Below are 21,192 nucleotides of genomic sequence, written 5' to 3' on the forward strand. Positions count from 1 at the left end.
GGTGCTGCCCCGATCAGGTCGCCAGCCGCTCGAGCTGCGCCACCCGGTTCATCGCCGCGTGCAGCAGCATCAGGAGCCCGAGCCGGTTGAGCCGCAGGTCGGCCTGCTCGGCATTCACCATCACGCCGTCGAAGAAGGCATCGACCGGCTCGCGCAGCGCCGCCAGCGTCTGCAGCGAGGCGGTGTAGTCGCCCTTGTCGAACTGCGCATCGGCCACCGGCACCAGCTGCTCCATCGCGGCATGCAGCGCCTTCTCGGCCGGCTCCTGCAGCAGCAGTGCGCTGACGTGGGCGTCGGCCTCGGGCGATTTCTTGAGGATGTTGCCGATGCGCTTGTTGGCCGCGGCCAGCGCCGGCGCCTCGGGCAGCGCGGCGAAGGCACGCACCGCCGCCAGCAACTGCGGCACCTCGCCCAGGCGCTGCGGGCGCGGCGCCAGCACGGCGTCGACCTCCTGTGCGCTGGCGCCCTGCTCGCGCAGGCTGCCGGCGAGGCGGTCGTAGATGAAGGCCTCGAGCGCATCGGTCGGGTCGCTCAGCGCGAGCTCTGCGGACTTGTGGACGCCGAAGGCCGCGAAGGCGCTGCCGAGCACGGCGCGCAATTCCAGCGGCAGCCGGCGCTCGATCAGCATGCGGATCACGCCCAGCGCATGGCGGCGCAGGGCAAAGGGGTCGCGGTCGCCGGTCGGCAGGTTGCCGATCGCGAACATGCCGACCAGGGTCTCGAGCTTGTCGGCCAGCGCGACCACGATGCCCACCGGGTTGCGCGGCAGCGCGTCGCCTGCGAAGCGCGGCTTGTAGTGGTCCTCGATGGCATCGGCCACCGCGTGCTCCAGACCGTCGTGCAGCGCGTAGTAGCGCCCCATGGTGCCCTGCAGCTCGGGGAACTCGCCAACCATGTCGGTCACCAGGTCGGCCTTGGCCAGCTGGGCGGCCTGCGTCGCCTGGCGCGCCAGCGTGGCGTCGCCGAGCTGCTCGGCCAAGGCGCGCGCGATGCGCATCACGCGCTCGACCCGCTCGCCCTGGGTGCCGAGCTTGTTGTGATAGACCACCTTGGCCAGCGATTCGACGCGCGAGGCCAGCGACTTCTTGCGGTCCTGGTCGAAGAAGAACTTGGCGTCGGCCAGCCGCGGGCGCACCACGCGCTCGTTGCCGCCGATCACCGCGCTGGCGTCGTCGGGCCGGATGTTGCTGACCACCAGGAACTTGTTGGTCAGCTTGCCGGCGGCGTCGAGCAGCGGGAAGTACTTCTGGTTGGCCTTCATCGTGAGGATCAGGCACTCCTGGGGCACGTCGAGGAACTCGCGTTCGAACTCGCACACCAGCACGTTCGGCCGTTCGACCAGCGCCGTGACCTCGTCCAGCAGCGCCTCGTCAAGGATGGCCTGCGTGCCGCCACCGACCGTCTCCGCCGCTTCGGCGAGCTGTCGGGCGATCTCGAGGCGGCGCGCCTCGAAGCCCGGGATGACGGCGCCCTGCTCGCTCATCTGCTCGGCATAGCTGTTGGCATTGCGCAGTTCGACCGGATCGACCGCGGCCTCGAAGCGGTGGCCGTGCGTCTGCCGGCCGGCCGTGAGCCCGAGCGCGCCGACCGGCACGATGGCGTCGCCATGCAGCGCCACCAGGCCGTGCGCCGGCCGCACGAAGCTCACGCTGGTCCATCCCGGCAGCTCGCAGTTGGTCTCGAGCTGGTAGCTCATGACCTTCGGGATCGGCAGCTTGGCGATCGCCTCGGCCAGCGCCTTCTGCAGCCCTTCGGCCAAGGTCGCGCCCTTGGCGACGCTCTGGAAGAACAGCGCCTCGGCCTTGCCGTCCATGGCGCGCTGCAGATCCGGCACCGCGCTGGCGTCGGCGCCCAGCGCCGCCAGCCGCTTCAGCAGCGCGGGTGTCGGCTGGCCCGCGGCATCGAGGCCCACGGCCACCGGCATCAGCTTCTGCGAGACCGCCTTGTCGGCGGCCTGTGCCTGCACGTGGGTCAGGTGGGCCGCCAGCCGACGCGGCGAAGCGTAGGCAGTGAGCACGGAGCCGGCATCGGCCAGGCCGAGCGCGATCAGCTGGTCGTGCAGCACCGTGGCGAAGGCATCGCCGAGCTTCTTCAGCGCCTTGGGCGGCAGTTCCTCGACGAACAGTTCGACGAGCAGGTTTTTCTGGAGGGTCGTCATATCGCTCAGGCCGCCTTCTTCGTCATCTGTGCAACCCACTCGCGCGGCGCCATCGGGAATCCGAGCCGCTCGCGGCTCTCGTAGTAGCTCTGCGCGACGCTGCGCGCGAGGTTGCGGATGCGGCCGATGTAGGCGGCGCGCTCGGTCACGCTGATCGCGCCGCGCGCGTCCAGCAGGTTGAAGCTGTGGGCTGCCTTGAGCACCTGCTCGTAGGCCGGCAATGCGAGCTGCGCCTCCATCAGGTGCTTCGCCTGCTTCTCGTGGGCGGCGAAGGCCGTGAAGAGGAAGTCGGCGTCGCTGTGCTCGAAGTTGTAGGTCGACTGCTCGACCTCGTTCTGGTGGTACACGTCGCCGTAGCTGAGGCCGGGCGCCCATTCGAGGTCGTAGATGCTTTCCTTGCCCTGCAGGTACATCGCGAGGCGCTCCAGGCCGTAGGTGATCTCGCCGGTGATCGGCTTGCAGTCGATGCCGCCGACCTGCTGGAAGTAGGTGAACTGCGTCACTTCCATGCCGTTGAGCCAGACCTCCCAGCCCAGGCCCCAGGCGCCGAGCGTCGGGTTCTCCCAGTCGTCCTCGACGAAGCGGATGTCGTTCTTCTTCAAGTCGAAGCCGAGCGCCTCGAGCGAGCCCAGATAGAGCTCCAGGATGTTGCTCGGCGCCGGCTTCAGCACTACCTGGTACTGGTAGTAGTGCTGCAGCCGGTTCGGGTTCTCGCCGTAGCGGCCGTCCTTGGGGCGGCGGCTCGGCTGCACGTAGGCGGCCTTCCAGGGCTCGGGGCCGAGGGCGCGCAGGAAGGTGGCGGTGTGCGAGGTGCCGGCGCCGACCTCCATGTCGTAGGGCTGCAGGAGCGCGCAGCCCTGGGCATCCCAGTAGGCTTGGAGCTTGAGAATGATTTGTTGGAAAGTCAGCATGGTTGGCCTGGTGGCCGCAGGAGGGCAAAGCGCCCACTACGCGGCGAACCGGCCATTTTACGAGCCATAACTTCCCCTCTGAAGCCGCCCCGCGCCAGCCGGGGCATGTTCCAGAAATACCGCGGAACCGGCTCTGCCGGGCCGCCGGTATTGCCCCCCGGTCAGGGGGGTGGGCGCCCGGACACGAAGTGCCGGGCAACCTGGGGGGCGAGTCAATACCCGCGGAACCGGCTTCGCCGGGCCGCAGGTATTGCCCCCCGGTCAGGGGGTGGGCGCCCGGACACGAAGTGCCGGGCAACCTGGTGGGCGAGTCAATACTCCCAGAAAATGCGCTGCAGTTCCTTCGTATCTTTGGTCTTGGTGAGCGCCACCATCGCCAGGATGCGCGCCTTCTGGGGCCGCAGGTCGTGCGCCACCACCCAGTCGTACTTGTCGTCGGGCTGTTCGGCGTTGCGGATCACGAAGCCGTCCGGCACCCGCGAGCTGCGAATCACCAGGATGCCGTCGGCGCGCACCTTCTGCAGGACCGGCACGATGCGATCAGCCACCGAGCCGTTGCCGGTGCCGGCATGAACGAGCGCCTTGATGCCGCTCTTGGCCAGTGCGTCGATGGCCGTCGGCGGCACGCTCTGGTAGCCATAGGCGATCTCGACCTGCGGCAATGCATCGATCTTGTCGATGTCGAACTCCGACTGCATCGTGTGGCGCTTTGCCGGGAGGCGGAACCAGTAGTTGCGGCCCTCGACGATCATCCCGAGCGGTCCCCATTGGCTCTTGAATGCCTCGGTCTTGACGTTGACCGTCTTGTTGACGTCACGCCCGGTATGGATCTCGTCGTTCATCGTCACGAGCACGCCCTTGCCGGCGGCATCCCTGCTGGCCGCCACGTTGACCGCGTCGTACAAGTTCAGCGCGCCGTCGGCCGACAGCGCTGTACCCGGGCGCATCGAGCCGACCACGATGATCGGCTTGGGGGTGTGCACCGTGAGCGTCAGAAAGTAGGCGGTTTCCTCGATCGTATCGGTCCCGTGCGTGATCACGATGCCGTCGACGTCGGCCTGCTTCGAGAGCGCCGAGACGCGCTTGGCGAGGACCAGCAGGTTGTCGTTGGTCAGGCTTTCGGAAGCGACCTGGAACACCTGCTCGCCACGGACGTTGGCCACCTTCGACAGTTCGGGCAGCCCTGCGATCAGCTTGTCGACCGGCACCTTGGCCGCCGAATAGGTGGCGCTGTTGACCGCAGACGCCCCGGCGCCGGCGATGGTCCCGCCGGTGGCCAGGATCACGACATTGGGCAGCGCCTGGGCGTGGGCGATGGCCGCGGCTGCGAACAGCGCGGCGGCGCCCGCCAAGGCGCGGAATCGAGTGGCGAAGTGCATGGAAACTCCTCTTGGGTGTGTGGCGAAGCGGCGTGAAGATACCGGAATGCCCGCCCCATGGCGCATGCGCGCAATGCCGTGCGCGCATGCGGTCATGCCGGCGAACCGAACATGCCGCCGGAGCAAGATCCGGGCAAGCGCTACCATCGCACCGCGGTGCCCCGCCGAACAAGATGACTTCCGAGATCGCCTCCTCCGAGCCCCAGGCTGCGCAGCAGATGCCCGCCCCCACCGGCCCGCTGTCGCGCGCGCGGCCCGGACGCGAGCRCATCCTGGCGGCGATCCGCAGCGCGGCGATCGCCGAATTCAGCCTGCACGGCCTGAAGGGCGCCTCGACGCAAGCCATCGCGGCGCGCGCAGGGCTGACCAAGCCCCAGCTGCACTACTACATCGCCGGCAAGGAAGAGCTCTACGAAGAGCTGCTGATGCAGGTGCTGCACGACTGGAAGGTGGTGTTCTCGTTCGAGGACCACGCCGGCGCCCCCGGCGCGGTGCTCGGCGACTACATCCGCAAGAAGCTCGACCACGCATTCGACAGCCCCGAGATCTCGCGCATCTTCACGCGCGAAGTGCTCGACGGCGGCCGCAACCTCGAGCGCTACTGGCCGAATGCACGGCTCTGGACGCAAAAGAAGGTCGACATCATCAACGGCTGGATCGCGCGCGGCCTGATGCGGCCGCTCGATGCCCGCCTGCTGCTGATGCACATCTGGGCCATGACCCAGAGCTATGCCGACTACGCGCTGCAGACGCGCGTGATGCTCGGCCTGCCACCCGACGCCCCGGTCGACCGCGAGCCCATCGCGCGCGAGCTGGTCGCGTTCGTGCTCGGCGGCTGCGGCATCAAGGCTGGATAGCCCCCACGCTCCCCCACTGCGTGTGGGTCGCTGCCCCCCGCGGGGGCCGCAGGCCGCCTTGGGGCGGCCCGGCGCCGGCCTGGATCGCCCCCACGCTCCCCCACTGCGTGTGGGTCGCTGCCCCCCGCGGGGGCCGCAGGCCGCCTTGGGGCGGCCCGGCGCCGGCCTGAACTCCCCTTCGCCGCGACTGCGCTGCGCAGAAGAGCACGCCTCCCGCTTTTGGTGCGGAGGCGCTGGCACGTCGCTTGCATAACCTGACCACTTGCTCTGATTAAGCGGTCAAACACACCATGCGCGTGCTCGTCGTCTACTGCCACCCGGTCGAAACCAGCTTCCACGCGGCGCTGCACCAGGAGGTGCTGCGCCAGCTGCGCGAGACCGGCCACGAGGTCGACGACTGCGACCTCTATGCCGAAGGCTTCGACCCGGTGCTGTCGCGCGAGGAGCGCCTGGGCTACCACGAGGTGCCGGGCAACCAGCTGCCGCTGAAGCGCCACGTCGAGCGCCTGCAGTGGGCCGAAGGCATCGTGTTCTGCTTCCCGACCTGGTGCTTCGGCCTGCCGGCGATGCTCAAGGGCTACTTCGACCGGCTCTTCATGCCCGGTGTCGCCTTCGACCTCAGCGACCCGAAGAACGTCAAGCCGATGCTCACCCACATCAAGCGCATCTCGGCCGTCGTGACCTACGGCCGCCCGCGCTGGGTCGCCTGGTACATGGGCGACCCGCCGCGCAAGATCGTCACGCGCTACATGCTGCGCCTCACCGGCAGGCAGGCGCGCGTCGACTACCACGCCCACTACCACATGAACGTGGCGACCGAGCCCCAGCTGAAACGCTTCATGCAGCGCGTCGGCCAGGCCATGGCCCGCTTCGCCTGACCCTTTCCCCTCACAGGACTCCCATGCTCCACGGCTACATCCCGCCCCACCGCTTCCTGCCCTACCTGAGCTGGACCGAGATCGACGCGCTGCCCGACCGCGAGAACACCGTCATCGTGCTGCCCTGCGGCGCGATCGAGCAGCACGGGCCGCACCTGCCCTGTTCGGTCGACAGCGTGATCGCCTCGGGCGTGATGGGCAAGGCGCTCGAGCGCCTGCCCGCCGAGGTGCGCGCCTTCGCGCTGCCGACCATCACCTACGGCAAGTCGGAAGAGCACCTGCACTTCCCCGGCACCATGACCCTGACCGGCACCACCTTGCTCTCGACCGTGATCGAGATCGGCGAGTCGATCTACCGCGCGGGCTTCCGCAAGCTGCTGTTCGCCAACGGCCACGGCGGCCAGCCCCAGGTGCTCGAGATGGCGGCGCGCGAGCTGCGCCTGCGGCATGGCGATTTCGTGGTCGTGCCGCACGGCGTGTCGCGGCTGCCGAACGCTTCCAGCAAGCAGATCAGCGAACAGGAAAAGCGCCTGTCGATGCATGCCGGCCATTCCGAGACCGCGCTGATGCTCGCGCTGGCGCCCGACACGGTGCACATGGAACGCGCCGCCGCCAACTTCCCGCCGCCGTTCCCGATCAAGCTGTTGTCGCCCGACGGCCGCCCGGCCTGTGCCTGGACCGCGCGCGACTTCGGCCCCAGCGGCGTCATCGGCGACCCGACCAGCGCGACGCGCGAGCAGGGCGAGGAGATCCTCGACACGCTGTCCGCGAGCTGGGTGCAGGCGCTGACCGAATTGCACGCGCTGCGCTGGGTGGTGCGCGAGGAGCCCACCTGGGGCCGCGGCCACGAGCAGGGCTTCATCCAGTCGTCCGTCGCAGCCGTGGCCTGAGGCCCGCTCCTTGCATCAGCTCCCGCTTCGCTTCCAACCCCTCAGAGAGGTCCTTACCATGCGCCTTCCCCTCGCCCTCCGTCTCGCCCCCCTGGCCGCGGCTCTCGCGCTGGCCGCCGCCACGCCGGCCCAGGCCCAGGACAAGTTCACCTACATGACCAACTGGTACGCGCAAGCCGAGCACGGCGGCTTCTACCAGGCCGTCGCCCAGGGCATCTACCAGAAGTACGGCCTCGACGTCACGATCAAGATGGGCGGCCCGCAGGTCAACATCACGCAGATGATGGCCGCCGGCCAGGCCGACTGCATCATGGGCTCGAGCGACATCCAGATGATGCAGGTGCGCGAAGGCGGCGTGCCGGTGGTCAACGTCGCGGCCTTCTTCCAGAAGGACCCGCAGGTGCTGATCGCGCACGACGACGTCAAGAAGTTCGAGGACCTCAAGGGCAAGACGATCCTGATCGGCGCCCAGGCCAACCGCGGCTACTGGCCCTGGCTGAAGGCCAAATTCGGGCTCACCGACGAACAGACCCGCCCCTACACCTTCAACATCCAGCCCTTCGTGGCCGACAAGAACACCGCGCAGCAGGGCTACCTGACCTCCGAGCCCTACGCGATCCAGAAGGCCGGGGTGAAGAGCACCGTGCTGATGTTCAGCGACCACGGCTTCCCGGCCTACGCGACCACCGTCTCGTGCATGGACAAGACCGTGAAGGAGCGCAACAAGCAGGTCGCGGCTTTCGTCAAGGCCTCGGCCGAAGGCTGGAAGAGCTACCTCGTCGATCCGGCGCCCGCCAATGCGCTGATCAAGAAGGACAACCCCAACATGACCGACGACCAGCTGGCCTACAGCGTCGCCAAGCTCAAGGAGATGGGCATGGTCACGGGCGGCGACGCGGCCACGCAGGGCATCGGCGTGATCACCGATGCGCGCGCCAAGGCCAGCTACGACTTCCTGGTCTCGGCCAAGCTGCTCGACCCCGCCAAGGTGGAAGTCGCCAAGACCTACACGACCGAATTCGTGAAGGACGCCAAGGTCCTGCCCTGACACATCGGGCGCTTCCGCGCCCTCTCGAGAGGCTCCGCATGAACGACACCGAATCCGCCTCCTACTCGCTGCCGCCGCAACCCCGCTACACCGTCCCGGCGGTCGAGGTCCTCTCCGCCGAGAAGACCTACCCGAACGGCACGCAGGCGCTGCTGCCGGTGGACCTGAGCATCGCCGAAGGCGAGTTCGTCACCCTGCTCGGGCCCTCGGGCTGCGGCAAGAGCACCTTGCTCAAGATGGTCGCGGGCATGCTCGAGCCGACCGATGGGCGGCTGCTGGTGTGGCGCAAGCCGGTGGCGCAGATCGACGAGAGCGGCCGGCGCATGGCCTTCGTGTTCCAGTCGCCGACGCTGATGCCCTGGGCCAGCGTGCGCAGCAACGTGCGGCTGCCGCTCGACCTCGCCGGCGTGCCGCGCAAGGAGGCGGAAGAACGCGTCGCCGAGGCGCTCGAGCTGGTGGGGTTGGAGAACTTTGCAACGGCCTTGCCGCGGGCGCTGTCCGGCGGCATGCAGATGCGGGTATCGATCGCGCGCGGTCTCGTGACCCAGCCCGACCTGCTGCTGATGGACGAACCCTTCGGCGCCCTGGACGAGATCACGCGCCACAAGCTCGACGCCGAACTGCTCGACCTCTGGCGCAAGAAGAAGCTCACGGTGATCTTCGTGACCCACTCGATCCACGAGGCCGTGTTCCTGTCGAGCCGCGTCGTGATGATGGCCGCCCGGCCGGGCCGCGTGGTCGAGCAGTTCCGCATCGACGAGCCCTACCCGCGCAGCGCCGATTTCATGGTGTCGCCGCAGTTCAGCCGCTATGCCAAGACGCTGCAGGACAGCTTGCTTCGCGCCAGCAGCGCGCATGACGAGGTCGATGCATGAGCGCACTGGCACCGACGACCGCGGCGGGGACCCCAGCGATGAAAGCACCGACGACGCCGACCCGGACTGGGCCGGCGGCGAAGCCAGCCACGCCGAAGCAGCCGGCCCGCATTCCGCTGCTGCAGCAGCCGCGCGTCCAGCGCGTGATGTATCCGCTGCTGGTCGGCGTGGTGCTGATCGCGCTCTGGCAGGGCCTGGTCACGGCGCTGGAACTGCCGCCCTACCTGGTGCCGTCGCCCGCCCTGATGATGCAGACGCTGGTCACCGACTGGGTGCCGCTCGGCATGGCCCTGCTCGTGACGCTCAAGATCACGGTGCTGTCCTTCGTGGTCGCCACCCTCGCCGGCGTGCTGATCTCCTTTCTCTTCGTGCAGAGCAAGCTGATCGAGACCGCGCTGTTTCCGTACGCAGTGCTGCTGCAGGTCACGCCGATCGTCGCGGTCGCGCCGCTGATCATCATCTGGGTCAAGAACCCGAGCGCGGCGATGGTGGTCTGCGCGGCGCTGGTCGCGCTGTTCCCGATCATCAGCAACACCACGCTCGGCCTGCGCAGCATCGAGCCCGACCTGCAGAGCTACTTCAAGCTCAACCGCGCGACCCGCTGGCAGCAGCTGGTGCGCCTGCGCATCCCGAGCGCGCTGCCCTATTTCTTCGGCGGCCTGCGCATCTCCAGCGGCCTGGCGCTGATCGGCGCCGTGGTGGCCGAGTTCGTCGCCGGCACCGGCGGCTCGGGGGCCGGCCTGGCCTACCAGATCCTGCAGGCCGGCTTCCAGCTCAACATCCCGCGCATGTTCGCCGCCCTGCTGCTGATCTCGCTGACCGGCGTCGCGCTGTTCGTGCTGATGGCCTGGCTCACCAAGCTCGCGCTCGGCTCCTGGCACGCGAGCGAACTCTCCCAAGACTGACTCCGATGAACGCACCCATGACCTCGATCGAGCGCCTGCACCTCGAACTGCCCGAACTCGACTGGATCACCGACCCCAGCCGCATCGCGCGGCTGTCGCAAGACTTCGCCTGGTTCAGCCCGGTGCTCGACCGGCAGCTCAAGGACAAGCGCGCCGATGCCGTCGTGCGTCCGCGCACCGAGGACGAGATCCGCGCGCTGGTCGGCGCCTGCGCCCGGCTCGGCGTGCCGATCACGATCCGCGGCAGCGGCACCGGCAACTACGGCCAGACCACGCCGCTGGCCGGCGGCGTGGTGCTCGACATGACCGGCTACAACGCGCTGCAATGGGTGGGCCCCGGTATCGCGCGGGCCCAGGCCGGCATCCGGCTCGGCGAACTCGAGAAGCACACCCGCCCCACCGGCCAGGAGCTGCGCTGCATTCCGTCGACCTACCGCAGCGCGACGCTCGGCGGCCTGTTCGGTGGCGGCTTCGGCGGCGTCGGCTCGATCAACTACGGCCCGCTCGGCGCGCCCGGCAATGTGCTCGGCCTGCGTGCGATGACGATCGAGCCCGAGCCGCGGATCGTCGAGCTGCGTGGCGCCGAGGCGATGCGCATGCATCACCTGTGGGGCACCAACGGGCTGGTGCTCGAGCTCGAGGTGGCGCTGGCACCGGCCCATCCGTGGCTCGAGAGCCTGGTGGTCTTCGACGCCTTCGCCCCGGCGCTGGCCTTCGCCGACGCGCTGGCGCATGCGCCCGGCATCGTGAAGCGCGAAGTGGCCTTCTTCGCGAGCCCGGTGCCGGACCACCTGGCGCAGCTCGCCGAGCATCTGCCGCAGGGCTGCCACGCGGTGCTGTCGCTGGTCGCGGAATCCTCCGAAGACCCGATGCTCGCGCTCGCCGAGGCGCATGACGGCCGCGTCAGCTACCGCAAGACGGCCGACGAGGTGAAGAAGAGCAACCGCACCTTGATGGAGTTCACCTGGAACCACACGACGCTGCATGCGCTCAAGGTCGACAAGTCGCTGACCTACCTGCAGAGCAGCTTCGTGCCGGGCCAGCATGTGGCGCAGATCACCGAGATGGAACAGCTGTTCGCCGGCGAGGTGCTGATGCACGTCGAGTTCCTGCGCAACCTCGACGGCCTGCTCACCTGCAGCGCGCTGCAGCTGGTGCGCTTCACGACCGAGGAGCGGCTGGACGAGATCATCCGCATGCATCGCGAACGCGGCGTGCGCATCAACAATCCGCATGTCTTCATCGTCGAGGACGGCAAGGCCGGGGGGGCCTTGCCGCCCGAGATCGTCGAGATGAAGAAGCGCTTCGATCCGCGCGGCCTGCTGAACCCGGGCAAGCTGCGCGACTGGCCGGCGAAGGCCTCGAGCTAGCCAGGCGGCCGCTGGACCCGCCTAGGCGCCGCGGCGTCGGTGCATCACCAGCGTCGCAGCGACGACCGCCAGCGCCAGCCCCCACAGCGGCCAGAGCCCGAAGCGCGACACCCACACCGCATAGGGTGTGCGCCCGCCCCGCCCTTCGACTTCCGCCATCAGCACGCCGCGCGTGAGCCGCGGCAGCGCGTGCGTCACCCGGCCGCGATGGTCGATGACCACCGTGGCCCCGGTGTTGGTGGCGCGCACCATCGGCCGCTGGAACTCCAGCGCCCGCATGCGCGAGATCGCCAGGTGCTGGTCGATCGCGATCGAATCACCGAACCAGGCGATGTTGCTGACATTGAGCAGCACCGTGGGCGCCTCTTCGGCATTGCGGAAGTTGGCGCCGATCTCGTCGCCGAACAGATCCTCGTAGCAGATGTTCGGCGCGATGCGCTGGCCCAGCCAGACGAAGGGTGGCTGCGCCAGCCCGCCGCTGCGGAAATCGCCGAGCGGGATGTTCATCATGTCGGTGAACCAGCGGAACAGGCTCGGGATGAACTCCCCGAAGGGCACCAGGTGGTGCTTCTCGTAGCGATAGGGCACCGTCTCGCCGGGCTTGAAGCCGAGCACCGCATTGCTGTAGGAGCGGCCGTCGCCCATCGGCAGGCCGACGATCGCGGCCTGGGTGCCGCGCTGGTAACGCGCCGCGACCGCGTCCAGGTAGCCCGGCGGCAGTTGCGACGGCAGCAGCGGCAAGGCCGTCTCGGGCGTGATCACCAACGGCGCGTCGGCATCGCGCAGCTTCTCGCCGTACCACTGCAGCGCGGTCGCGATGCCGCCGCCCGGGATGAACTTCTCGTCCTGCGGGATGTTGCCCTGAAGCAGTTCGATGCCGATACGCCGGCGCGAACGAGCCGCGTCGTCGGCGGGCGTACCACGCGCCAGGTCGATCAGCGCCGGCACGCAGAACAACACCAGGGCCAGCCCGACCGGCAGCGCGAAGGCGCGACCGCGCGCGTGGCGGAAGGCCAGCGGCACCAGCGTCGCGATGCCGGCCGCGACCGCGCCGATGCCGTAGACGCCGACCCAGGGCGCGTAGACCGCGAGCGGCCCGTCGACATGCGCATAGCCGCCCGCGCCCCATGGAAAGCCCGTGAACCAGCTGCCGCGCAGCAGTTCGGCCAGGGTCCACAGCGCGGCGAAGAAGGCCGCAGAGCGCAACGGACTCGGCGGCGCGAAGGCCACGTACAAGGCACAGGCGAAGGCGTAGTAGAGCGAAAGCGCYGCGGCCAGCGCGAACACCGCCAGCGCCGCCAGCGGCGCTGCCAGCCCGCCGTAGGTGTGCATCGAGATGAACAGCCACCAGAAAGTGCCGCAGAGCCAGGCGGTCGCGAAAACCCAGCCGAGGAAGCCCGCCGCACGCCAGGGCCGGGGCGCTTCGTCAGCGGTGCCGCGGGCGGGACGCAGCGCATCGAGCTGCCACACCAGCGCAGCGAGCGACAGCAGTTGCAGCCACCACTGCGGCCGGCCGTCCCACGGCGCCGCGATCGATGCCGCCTGGGCCAGCCCCGCAAGCCCGAAGCCCAGCGCGCGCAGCAGCGTTTTCAATCGGCCGCGTCGTCGCCGCGCGCCGGCGAGACCTTGAACCAGCGCACCGCGCCGCCCTTGGTGTGCAGCACGACGAAGTCGAAGGCGCCGAGCGCGTAATGCTCGCCGCGCTTGGGCACGTGGCCCATCTCGTGCGCAATCAGGCCGCCGATGGTGTCGAACTCCTCGCTCAACGCCTCGTCGAAAGTGATGCCGAAGGCTTCGGCGACGCGCTCGATCGGCGTGTCGCCCGCCACGCGGTAGGTGTGGTCGGCGAGGCCGAAGATGTCGCCCTCGTCTTCGGGGATGTCGAACTCGTCCTCGATCTCGCCGACGATCTGTTCGAGCACGTCCTCGATGGTGATCAGGCCGGCCACGCGGCCGAATTCGTCGATCACCACCGCCAGGTGGTTGCGGTTGCCGCGAAACTCGCGCAGCAGGTCGTTCAGCCCCTTGCTTTCGGGCACGAAGGTCGGCGGCCGCAACAGCGCGCGGATGTTCAGCCCCGGCGCCCGCTGCAGCTTGAGCAGGTCTTTCGCGAGCAGGATGCCGATGATGTTTTCCTTCTCGCCCTCGTAGACCGGAAAGCGCGAATGGGCGGTATCGATCACCAGGTGCAGCAGCGCGTCGTAGGGCGCGTCGATGTTGACCAGGTCCATCCGCGGCGCCGCCACCATCACCTCGCCGGCGGTCATGTCGGCCATGCGGAGCACGCCTTCGAGCATCACGCGCGATTCGGCGCCAATGACGTCGTTGTCCTCGGCGTCGGCCAGGGTTTCGATCAGTTCGTCGCGGGAATCGGGCCCGGGGTGAATGAATTCGGCGAGCTTCTGGAGAAAGCTGCGCTTGTCTTCGCGCTCGACGGGCGCGCGATCGCGATCAGGGTGAGGGTCGGCCACTGCGGGAGGGCGGAGTTGGGGAACCGCAAGGATAACCCACCCCCGAAGCTTGCTCACTGCGTGTAGCAAGCCTCCCCCTCAAGGGGGCGCCCCCGACGGCCCGGCGAAGCCGGATCCGTGGCGGCCCACGATGCCCGGCGCGCTGCGCGGCCGGACTTCAGGGCGGCGGCCAGTGGTCCACTACGCGATCGCGATCCATGAAACCGGCGCAGCCAGATGCCGGGGATACCGCGGAACCGGCTTTGCCGGGCCGCTGGTATCGCCCCCCTTGAGGGGGAAGCGCCGCAGGCGCTTCGGGGGGTGTTTCCTTTCAGGCGGCGGATTTATCTCGCGCGGCGCGCACGCCGCTGCGGATTTCCTGCACTTCGGCCAGGAAGGACCAGAACTGCTTGGCTCGGGTCTTGAGCTGGTAGTCGACCTGCGCGAAGTGCTGCAGCGCGATCTCGCTCATGCGGCTGTCGAAGGTGGCAGCAGGCAGTTCGAGGTGGGCCTCGGACTCGGAACCGCTGCGCACCACGGTCGCGCCGGCGTTGCGCGCGATCTTCAGCATCGCGGCGTTCTCGCTCAGGGCATGGATGAACAGCATGCCCACGCCTTCGTTGCGCGCCACGACCACCGCACGCTCGAACAGGCGCGCGCCGTAGCCGCGTCCGCGTGCGTGCACGGCGACGGAGACGCCGAATTCGGCGCAATCCTGCTGCTGCTCGGCCGGCGCGAAGGCCAGGTGGGCCATCGCGATCAGCTCGAGCCGGCGGTTGTAGATACCGAACATCTCGTCGCGCTCGAAATCGAGCCCGTCGACGTAGCGCTGGACTTGTTCATCGGAGGCGGCGTAGCCGAATCGCAGGTAGCGGTCGTGCGGCGGCAGGGCCAGAAGGTGCTGGGCGATGCGGTCACGCTCGCGGGGGCCGATCGAGCGGATCGGCACCATGACGGGGTGCGGCGCGGCGGCGCGCGGCTGCGCCTCAACCACCGGCGCCTTCAGGAACGAGCCGACGCCGAGTGAGGCTAGGAGGAGGGCCTTGGCGGTAAGCATGCATGGAATATAAGGGTTTTCCCTAAACCTTCAAGGAGACGGGGCTTGTCCGACCGCGGATCGGTGAACAAATGCCGCTCCAGGCTTATCGGCATCCGATGCACGTTGTTACAGGGGCACGGCCGTCGTCGCCTTGACGCGGTCGAGCACGAAACTGGTCTTGCAGTCCTGGACGCTGGGGTGTTTGAGCAGGGTGTTCATGATGAAACGGCTGTAGTGCGCCATGTCGGCCACCACCACGCGCAGCAGGTAGTCCATCTCGCCGGTCAGCGCGGCGCATTCGACGACCTCGGGCCAAGTCTGCACGCTGGCCCGAAACAAGTCCATGGGATTTCGCTTGTGGCTTTCGGTCAGTTTCTCGAGCCGCACGTTGAGGTAGGCGGTGAGCCCCAGCCCGACGGCTTCGGGCTTGACCAGGGCGACATAGCGGTCGATGACCCGGCTTTCCTCCAGCCGCTTGACCCGCCGCAGCACCGCGCTCGGGGACAGGCTCACCTGCTCGGCGATCTGGTCGTAGGTGGCACGGCCATCGGACTGAAGCGTGCGCAAAATTTGCCGGTCGATCTTGTCAAGTGCATCCATCGTTTGGATTTTGCAGTTTTCCTGTGTTGAATGACACCTTTGAGCCCAAAAACGCCGAAATCATGAGCTCCGGCGCTTTTACAGTTCCATACGGACGCCGTCCTGCCACGGCCGCACACTGAATCCCCACGGAGATCCAACCATGAGCACCACCGACACCGCCGCCTTCACGCCCTGGGAGAACCCGATGGGGACCGATGGCTTCGAATTCATCGAATACGCCGCCCCCGATCCGGCCGCCATGGGCCGCGTCTTCGAGCAGATGGGCTTCAAGCCGATTGCCAGGCACCGCCACAAGAACGTGCTGCTGTACCGCCAGGGCACGATCAACTTCATCATCAATTCGGAGCCGGATTCCTTCGCTCAGCGCTTCGCGCGCCAGCACGGCCCGAGCATCTGCGCCATCGCCTTCCGAGTGCAGGACGCCAAGGCCGCCTACGAGCGCGCGATCGGCCTCGGCGCCTGGGGCTTCGCGCCCGGCGCCGGCCCGGGCGAACTCAACATCCCGGCCATCAAGGGCATCGGCGACAGCCTGATCTACTTCGTCGACCGCTGGCGCGGCAAGAACGGCGCCCAGCCCGGCGACATCGGCAACATCGGCTTCTACGACGTCGACTTCGAGGCGTTGCCGGGCCTTTCGGCGGCCGAGGCGCTGGCACCCGAAGGCCACGGCCTCACCTACATCGACCASCTGACGCACAACGTGCACCGCGGCCGGCTCAAGGAATGGGCCGACTTCTACGAACGCCTGTTCAACTTCCGCGAAATCCGCTACTTCGACATCGARGGCCAGGTCACGGGCGTCAAGAGCAAGGCCATGACCAGCCCCTGCGGCAAGATCCGCATCCCGATCAACGAGGAAGGCAACGAGAAGGCGGGCCAGATCCAGGAGTACCTGGACAGCTACCACGGCGAGGGCATCCAGCACATCGCGATGGGTTCGCGCGACCTCTTCCACACGGTCGATGCATTGCGGGCTTCGGGCGTGAAGCTGCTCGACACCGTCGATACCTACTACGAACTGGTCGACAAGCGCATCCCGGGCCATGGAGAGAACGTGGCCGCGCTCAAGAAGCGCAGGATTTTGGTCGACGGCAAGAAGGGCGCGCTGCTGCTGCAGATCTTCAGCGAGAACCAGCTGGGTCCGATCTTCTTCGAATTCATCCAGCGCAAGGGCGACGACGGCTTCGGCGAAGGCAACTTCAAGGCGTTGTTCGAGAGCATCGAGCTCGACCAGATCCGACGCGGGGTGCTGGCCGCTGCACAATAGGCGCCCCCTTTCACCCTGGAGCCTCCATGCGCCCGACGTCCCCGCTTCGTTCCCTGCTCTGTCTCGCCGCCGCGGCACTGGCGCTGGGAGGCTGCGCGATGACGCCGCGCCAGGGCGAGGCGGTCTCCCGCCTCGACGCGGTGCAGAAGGCCGGCGTGCTGCGCATCTGCACGCCGGGCGACTACAAGCCTTTCAGCTTCCAGAAGCCCGACGCCAGCTACGAAGGCATCGACGTCGACCTGATGGCGAGCTTCAGCGCCAGCCTCAACGTCAAGCCCGAATGGGTCAAAACCAGCTGGGCCAACCTGTTGCCCGACCTCCGGGCCGGCAAGTGCGACATGGCGGTCGGCGGCATCTCGGTATCGACCGACCGGCAGAAGCTGGCCTTCTTCAGCACCGCCTACATGGTCAACGGCAAGACGCCGATCGCGCGCTGCGCCGACGTCGCCAAGTACCAGACGGTCGCACAGATCGACAAGCCCGAGGTGCGCGTGATCTTCAATCCGGGCGGCAGCAACGAGCGTTTCGCCCGGGCCAACTTCAAGCAGGCCAAGCTCGCGATGCATGGCGAGAACCTCACCATCTTCGACGAGATCCTGGCCAACCGCGCCGACGTCTTCGTGACCGAATCGGCCGAAGCGATCACCCAGCAGAAGCTCAAGCCGGGCCTGTGCGCGGTCAACCCCGACAAGCCGCTGCAGTACGGCGAGATGGCCTGGCTGCTGCCGCGCGACGACGTCGCCTTCAAGGCTTACGTCGACCAGTGGCTGCACCTGTCGCAGGCCGGCGGCGACTTCCAGCGCGTCATGGACCGCTGGCTCAAGTAGGCCGGTCGCACTGCCCGGGCCTCAGTCGTCGAGGAGCGCGAGCGCCTCGCGCCGGATCCCGGCATCGAAGGCCATCTGGACGTGGCCGCGTCCCGCGGCGAGCCGGTTGTCCGCACCCGGCAGCGTGGCGACCGAGGTCGGAAACACGATGTTGTCGCTGTTCGAATACCAGCAGGTGAAGGGCACCTGCTGCACGCTGGCGCGCTCGCCGTTGATGCGCTGCAGCCACTCGCCGCCCATGCGCATCTGGCGGCCATTGGCGGTGCGGCCGAAGCGCGCCAGCCAGGTGCCGCGGTGCGGCGTGCCGAGGGTGACGATACGGTGCACGCGCGCGCCATTGCTGTCGCGCAACCAGGCGCGGGCCGCGAGGCCGCCCATGCTGTGGCAGATCAGCAGCGGCGGTTTTCCCGTGGCGGCGGTCACGCGTGCGATCGCCGCCTCGATGGTCTGCACATAGCGATCGATCGAGCCGAACACGGGTTCGAGGTCGACCGCCACGAAGGCACGGTCGGCGGCGCGCAGTTCACGCAGCCACGGGTTCCAGAACGCGCGATTGCAGACGAAGCCGTGGATCAGTACGGCGCCCCGGCGCTGGCCGCGCGGCAGGTGGTCGGGCACGGCATGCCAGCGAAATGGCTGCAGCCAGCAGAAGACGCGCGGCGCCGCGGCGCTTTCCGCCAGCCAGGCCTTGACGCATTGCCGGGCGCTCGCACGCGGCACAGGGTCGCTGGCGCCGACGCAATAGCAGAGCGCGAACTCGAGCGCCAGAAATGCCGCATGGGAACAGGTCAGCACCAGCATCCCGGCGATCGCGATCGCCGGCGACCGGCCCCACCAGAAGCTCGTCCACACCACCGCAAGGAGCAGCCAACCGATCACCAACCAGCGCTGAGCACGTGCAACCATGCGGCAACTATCGCACGCGAATCAGACCCGGCCGGCAGCACCCTAGGACAAGCCCGCTGGCGGCCGGGCGCAGGTCGCTCCGACAATCCGCGCCAAAGGAGATTGCATGCAGACATCCGTGCTTCAGAGCTATCCGGCCGGCGTGCCGCACGAGGTCCACCCGGATCAGTACCGGTCGCTCGGACAACTTTTCGCCGAATCGTTCAAGCGTTATGCCGATCGGCCCTTCTCGGTCTGCATGGAACAGTGGATGTCCTACGGCGAGCTCGACGCGCTGTCGAATGCGATGGGTGCCTGGCTCCAGTCGCTCGGACTCGAGCCCGGTGCGCGGGTCGCCGTGATGCTGCCCAACATTCCGCAGTTCGCGGCCACGATCTGCGGCGTGCTGCGGGCGGGCTACACCTGCGTCAACGTCAACCCGCTGTATACGGCGCGCGAGCTCGAGCACCAGCTCAAGGACTCGGGCGCCACGGCCATCGTCATCCTCGAGAACTTCGCCACCACGCTGGAGCAGGTGATCGATCGCACGGCCATCAAGCATGTGTGCGTCACTTCGATGGGCGACCTTCTGGGGGGCATGTACGGCGCCTGGATCACTTTCGCCGTGCGGCACCTCGCCAAGATGGTGCCGCCCTACAAGATCGCGCTGACTGAGGGACGCACCGTCACGCCCTTCTCCCTGGCGATCGCGGCGGGTCGCGGCCGCACGCTGGCGGCCGACCCGAGCACGCTCGACTCGATCGCCTTCCTGCAATACACGGGCGGCACCACCGGACTGTCGAAGGGGGCCGTGCTCACGCATCGCAACATCGTCGCCGCGACGCTGCAGGCCGAGGCCTGGTTCACGCCGGCGCTGGCGCGCGCGGGCGACCTGTCCAAGGTCAACAGCATCGCCGCGTTGCCGCTGTATCACATCTTCGCGCTGACGCTGTGCCTGCTCGCGATCCGCCAGGGTTCGCACCTGACGCTGGTTCCGAATCCACGCGACACGGCCAAGTTCATCGCGGTGCTGAAGAAGCGTCCCTTCCACATGTTCCCGGCGGTCAACACACTCTTCAATGCGTTGCTGGTCCACCCCGAGTTCAAGACCGTCGACTTTTCCCAATTGTTCGTCTCGCAAGCCGGCGGCATGGCGGCCTCCGAGGGCACCGCGCGACAGTGGTTCGAGGTCACGGGCTGCCCGATGATCGAGGGCTGGGGCATGAGCGAGACCTGCGCCATCGGCACCAACAACCCGGTCACCAATACCGCCTACAGCGGCAACATCGGCCTGCCCCTGCCGGGCATCGAGATCGCGATCAAGGACGACGAGGGCCGCTCGCTGCCGGCCGGCGAGGCCGGCGAGCTTTGCATCAAGGGCCCGAACGTGATGGTCGGCTACTACAAGCAGCCGGCCGAGACCGCAGAGGCCTTCACCGCCGACGGCTTCATGCGCACCGGCGACATGGCGGTGATGCAGGACGACGGCTACACCCGGATCGTCGACCGCAAGAAGGACATGATCATCGTCAGCGGCTTCAACGTCTACCCGAACGAAMTCGAGAACGTGATCTCGCTGTGTCCGGGCGTCGTCGAATGCGCCGCCATCGGCGTGCCCGACGAGAAGCAGGGCGAGGCGATCAAGGTCTTCGTCGTCCGCAAGGATCCGGCGCTGACCGAGGAGGGTGTCATGCGCTACTGCCATGACCAATTGACCGGCTACAAGCGGCCGAAGCAAATCGAGTTTCGCGATGCGCTGCCGAAGACCAACGTCGGGAAGATCCTGCGCCGCGAACTGCGCGCGGGCGCGCAGTCTTGACGGCGGCCGGCGGCCTGCCCGCGCAACTCCAGGTCTTCGAGCGAGGCTGGCTCTCTGCCAACAACGTGCTCTTCAAGGGGCGCGAGCAGACGGCGGTGGTCGATACCGGCTACCTGACCCACGCGCCGCAGACCGTGGCGCTGATGGAGGGCGCGCTGGCTGGACGGCCGCTCGATCTGCTGCTCAACACCCACCTGCACAGCGATCATTGCGGCGGCAACGAGGCGCTTCAGCAGCGTTTTCCGGCGCTGCGCAGTTTCATCCCGCCAGGTGAGGCCGAAGCAGTCAGGGCCTGGGATGAAGACGCCCTGAGCTTCCGCGCCACCGGCCAGCGCTGCGCGCGTTTTCGTTTCGAGGGCCTGCTGGAGCCGGGGCACGCCATCCGGCTCGGCGACCTGCCTTGGGAGATCCATGCCGCGAAGGGCCACGATCCGCATTCGGTCATCCTCTTCGAGCCTGACTCCAGGACCCTGATCTCGGCCGATGCGCTCTGGGAGAACGGGTTCGGGGTGGTCTTTCCCGAACTGCAGGGCGAGGCCTCGTTCGAAGAAGTCGGTGCAACGCTCGATCTGATCGAGTCGCTGGCTCCGCTGCACGTGATTCCCGGCCATGGAAGCGTCTTCCACGATGCGCCTGCGGCACTGCAGAAGGCCCGCGGCAGGCTCGACGGCTTCCAGCGCAATCCGGTCAAGCACGCGCGCCACGCCTTGAAGGTGCTGCTGAAGTTCAAGCTGCTGGAACTGCAGACCATCCGCCGAGGCGAATGGAGCGCATGGCTCGCGCAAACGCCTTATTTCGCAACCATMCAGACGCGCTTTTTCGGCCACACCTCGCTCGAGGCGTTGGCCTCGGAGATTCTGGACGAGTTGGTCAGGTCAGGCGCTGCGAGCTGCGACGGATCGCATATTCGCAATAGCTGAAGGGAGCGGCGCACAAAGCAAAGCGCCCAGCCTTTTGAGGGGCTGGGCGATTTGGGCTGTAAGAGCCTGACGATGACCTACTTTCACACGGGAACCCGCACTATCATCGGC

19 protein-coding genes are annotated in these 21,192 nt (G+C 67.9%); 11 read left to right on the forward strand and 8 right to left on the reverse strand.

From position 1 onward, the window contains the following. Positions 1-13: 13 nt before the first annotated feature. The 3 genes from glyS to AC1D2E_RS21935 all read right to left on the reverse strand — a co-directional run bounded on the left by glyS (position 14) and on the right by AC1D2E_RS21935 (position 4,448). Positions 14-2,158 carry a glycine--tRNA ligase subunit beta gene (glyS, locus tag AC1D2E_RS21925; protein ID WP_478199346.1) on the reverse strand — a complete coding sequence of 715 codons (2,145 nt, stop codon included), beginning with the start codon at positions 2,156-2,158 and terminating at the stop codon, positions 14-16. A gap of 5 nt (positions 2,159-2,163) precedes the next feature. Then, positions 2,164-3,069, reverse strand: a complete 906-nt coding sequence (gene glyQ / locus AC1D2E_RS21930) for a glycine--tRNA ligase subunit alpha (RefSeq protein ID WP_478172425.1) — start codon at positions 3,067-3,069, stop codon at positions 2,164-2,166. A gap of 311 nt (positions 3,070-3,380) precedes the next feature. Continuing rightward, complete coding sequence (locus AC1D2E_RS21935) at positions 3,381-4,448, reverse strand: asparaginase (protein WP_478199347.1); 1,068 nt, start codon at positions 4,446-4,448, stop codon at positions 3,381-3,383. A gap of 173 nt (positions 4,449-4,621) precedes the next feature. Between AC1D2E_RS21935 and AC1D2E_RS21940 the strand changes: the two genes are divergently transcribed. The 7 genes from AC1D2E_RS21940 to AC1D2E_RS21970 all read left to right on the forward strand — a co-directional run bounded on the left by AC1D2E_RS21940 (position 4,622) and on the right by AC1D2E_RS21970 (position 11,271). Next, entirely contained in the window at positions 4,622-5,305 is a 684-nt protein-coding gene (locus AC1D2E_RS21940) for a TetR family transcriptional regulator C-terminal domain-containing protein (RefSeq protein ID WP_478199348.1), read from the forward strand. A 290-nt stretch (positions 5,306-5,595) separates the two neighbouring features. Continuing rightward, positions 5,596-6,183: an NAD(P)H-dependent oxidoreductase gene (locus AC1D2E_RS21945; RefSeq protein ID WP_478199349.1), complete on the forward strand. Its 588-nt coding sequence runs from the start codon at positions 5,596-5,598 to the stop codon at positions 6,181-6,183. A gap of 23 nt (positions 6,184-6,206) precedes the next feature. Then, positions 6,207-7,073 (forward strand): creatininase family protein, encoded by an 867-nt coding sequence (locus tag AC1D2E_RS21950; protein WP_478199350.1) that lies wholly within the window; start codon positions 6,207-6,209, stop codon positions 7,071-7,073. Between the two features lie 58 nt (positions 7,074-7,131). Further along, a complete protein-coding gene (locus AC1D2E_RS21955) occupies positions 7,132-8,121 on the forward strand; it encodes an ABC transporter substrate-binding protein (RefSeq protein ID WP_478199351.1) in 990 nt (329 codons plus the stop codon). Between the two features lie 38 nt (positions 8,122-8,159). Further along, complete coding sequence (locus AC1D2E_RS21960) at positions 8,160-8,996, forward strand: ABC transporter ATP-binding protein (protein ID WP_478199352.1); 837 nt, start codon at positions 8,160-8,162, stop codon at positions 8,994-8,996. Next, positions 8,993-9,901: an ABC transporter permease gene (locus AC1D2E_RS21965; RefSeq protein ID WP_478199353.1), complete on the forward strand. Its 909-nt coding sequence runs from the start codon at positions 8,993-8,995 to the stop codon at positions 9,899-9,901. The genes AC1D2E_RS21960 and AC1D2E_RS21965 overlap by 4 nt, the downstream gene beginning before the upstream one ends. Before the next feature lie 5 nt (positions 9,902-9,906). Next, on the forward strand, positions 9,907-11,271 hold the full coding sequence (locus AC1D2E_RS21970; RefSeq protein WP_478199354.1) for an FAD-binding oxidoreductase: 1,365 nt from the start codon (positions 9,907-9,909) through the stop codon (positions 11,269-11,271). Positions 11,272-11,292: 21 nt separating this feature from the next. On the opposite strand, the gene lnt is transcribed toward AC1D2E_RS21970, so the two are convergent. From lnt to AC1D2E_RS21990, 4 genes are all read right to left on the reverse strand, one after another. Next, positions 11,293-12,864: an apolipoprotein N-acyltransferase gene (gene lnt, locus AC1D2E_RS21975; RefSeq protein WP_478199355.1), complete on the reverse strand. Its 1,572-nt coding sequence runs from the start codon at positions 12,862-12,864 to the stop codon at positions 11,293-11,295. Continuing rightward, positions 12,861-13,742: an HlyC/CorC family transporter gene (locus tag AC1D2E_RS21980; protein ID WP_478172435.1), complete on the reverse strand. Its 882-nt coding sequence runs from the start codon at positions 13,740-13,742 to the stop codon at positions 12,861-12,863. Before AC1D2E_RS21980 ends, lnt begins: the two co-directional genes overlap by 4 nt. A gap of 310 nt (positions 13,743-14,052) precedes the next feature. Next, positions 14,053-14,778 carry an N-acetyltransferase family protein gene (locus tag AC1D2E_RS21985; RefSeq protein ID WP_478172436.1) on the reverse strand — a complete coding sequence of 242 codons (726 nt, stop codon included), beginning with the start codon at positions 14,776-14,778 and terminating at the stop codon, positions 14,053-14,055. A gap of 108 nt (positions 14,779-14,886) precedes the next feature. Then, on the reverse strand, positions 14,887-15,360 hold the full coding sequence (locus AC1D2E_RS21990; RefSeq protein ID WP_478118519.1) for an Lrp/AsnC family transcriptional regulator: 474 nt from the start codon (positions 15,358-15,360) through the stop codon (positions 14,887-14,889). Between the two features lie 142 nt (positions 15,361-15,502). Between AC1D2E_RS21990 and hppD the strand changes: the two genes are divergently transcribed. Next, the gene (gene hppD / locus AC1D2E_RS21995) at positions 15,503-16,630 is read left to right on the forward strand and encodes a 4-hydroxyphenylpyruvate dioxygenase (protein ID WP_478199356.1); all 1,128 of its coding nucleotides are present in this window, start codon (positions 15,503-15,505) and stop codon (positions 16,628-16,630) included. Positions 16,631-16,656: 26 nt separating this feature from the next. After that, a complete protein-coding gene (locus tag AC1D2E_RS22000; protein ID WP_478199357.1) occupies positions 16,657-17,457 on the forward strand; it encodes a transporter substrate-binding domain-containing protein in 801 nt (266 codons plus the stop codon). 21 nt (positions 17,458-17,478) lie between these two features. Here AC1D2E_RS22000 and AC1D2E_RS22005 read toward each other — a convergent pair whose 3' ends face one another. Further along, positions 17,479-18,363, reverse strand: coding sequence for an esterase/lipase family protein (locus AC1D2E_RS22005; RefSeq protein WP_478199358.1), 885 nt, complete (start codon positions 18,361-18,363; stop codon positions 17,479-17,481). Positions 18,364-18,469: 106 nt separating this feature from the next. On the opposite strand from AC1D2E_RS22005, the gene AC1D2E_RS22010 reads away from it, so the two are divergent. Continuing rightward, positions 18,470-20,161: an AMP-binding protein gene (locus AC1D2E_RS22010; protein WP_478199359.1), complete on the forward strand. Its 1,692-nt coding sequence runs from the start codon at positions 18,470-18,472 to the stop codon at positions 20,159-20,161. Beyond that, positions 20,158-21,081 carry an MBL fold metallo-hydrolase gene (locus AC1D2E_RS22015; RefSeq protein WP_478199360.1) on the forward strand — a complete coding sequence of 308 codons (924 nt, stop codon included), beginning with the start codon at positions 20,158-20,160 and terminating at the stop codon, positions 21,079-21,081. The genes AC1D2E_RS22010 and AC1D2E_RS22015 overlap by 4 nt, the downstream gene beginning before the upstream one ends. The last annotated feature ends 111 nt before the right edge of the window (positions 21,082-21,192 follow it).

It is taken from the genome of Variovorax sp. P1_H2 (assembly GCF_056405295.1).

Coding starts and splice junctions, on each gene's coding strand:
- glyS (WP_478199346.1), bottom strand. CDS start 2,158: ATGACGACCCTCCAGAAAAACCTGCTCGTCGAACTGTTCGTCGAGGAA.
- glyQ (WP_478172425.1), bottom strand. CDS start 3,069: ATGCTGACTTTCCAACAAATCATTCTCAAGCTCCAAGCCTACTGGGAT.
- AC1D2E_RS21935 (WP_478199347.1), bottom strand. CDS start 4,448: ATGCACTTCGCCACTCGATTCCGCGCCTTGGCGGGCGCCGCCGCGCTG.
- AC1D2E_RS21945 (WP_478199349.1), top strand. CDS start 5,596: ATGCGCGTGCTCGTCGTCTACTGCCACCCGGTCGAAACCAGCTTCCAC.
- AC1D2E_RS21950 (WP_478199350.1), top strand. CDS start 6,207: ATGCTCCACGGCTACATCCCGCCCCACCGCTTCCTGCCCTACCTGAGC.
- AC1D2E_RS21955 (WP_478199351.1), top strand. CDS start 7,132: ATGCGCCTTCCCCTCGCCCTCCGTCTCGCCCCCCTGGCCGCGGCTCTC.
- AC1D2E_RS21960 (WP_478199352.1), top strand. CDS start 8,160: ATGAACGACACCGAATCCGCCTCCTACTCGCTGCCGCCGCAACCCCGC.
- AC1D2E_RS21965 (WP_478199353.1), top strand. CDS start 8,993: ATGAGCGCACTGGCACCGACGACCGCGGCGGGGACCCCAGCGATGAAA.
- AC1D2E_RS21970 (WP_478199354.1), top strand. CDS start 9,907: ATGAACGCACCCATGACCTCGATCGAGCGCCTGCACCTCGAACTGCCC.
- AC1D2E_RS21985 (WP_478172436.1), bottom strand. CDS start 14,778: ATGCTTACCGCCAAGGCCCTCCTCCTAGCCTCACTCGGCGTCGGCTCG.
- AC1D2E_RS21990 (WP_478118519.1), bottom strand. CDS start 15,360: ATGGATGCACTTGACAAGATCGACCGGCAAATTTTGCGCACGCTTCAG.
- AC1D2E_RS22000 (WP_478199357.1), top strand. CDS start 16,657: ATGCGCCCGACGTCCCCGCTTCGTTCCCTGCTCTGTCTCGCCGCCGCG.
- AC1D2E_RS22005 (WP_478199358.1), bottom strand. CDS start 18,363: ATGGTTGCACGTGCTCAGCGCTGGTTGGTGATCGGTTGGCTGCTCCTT.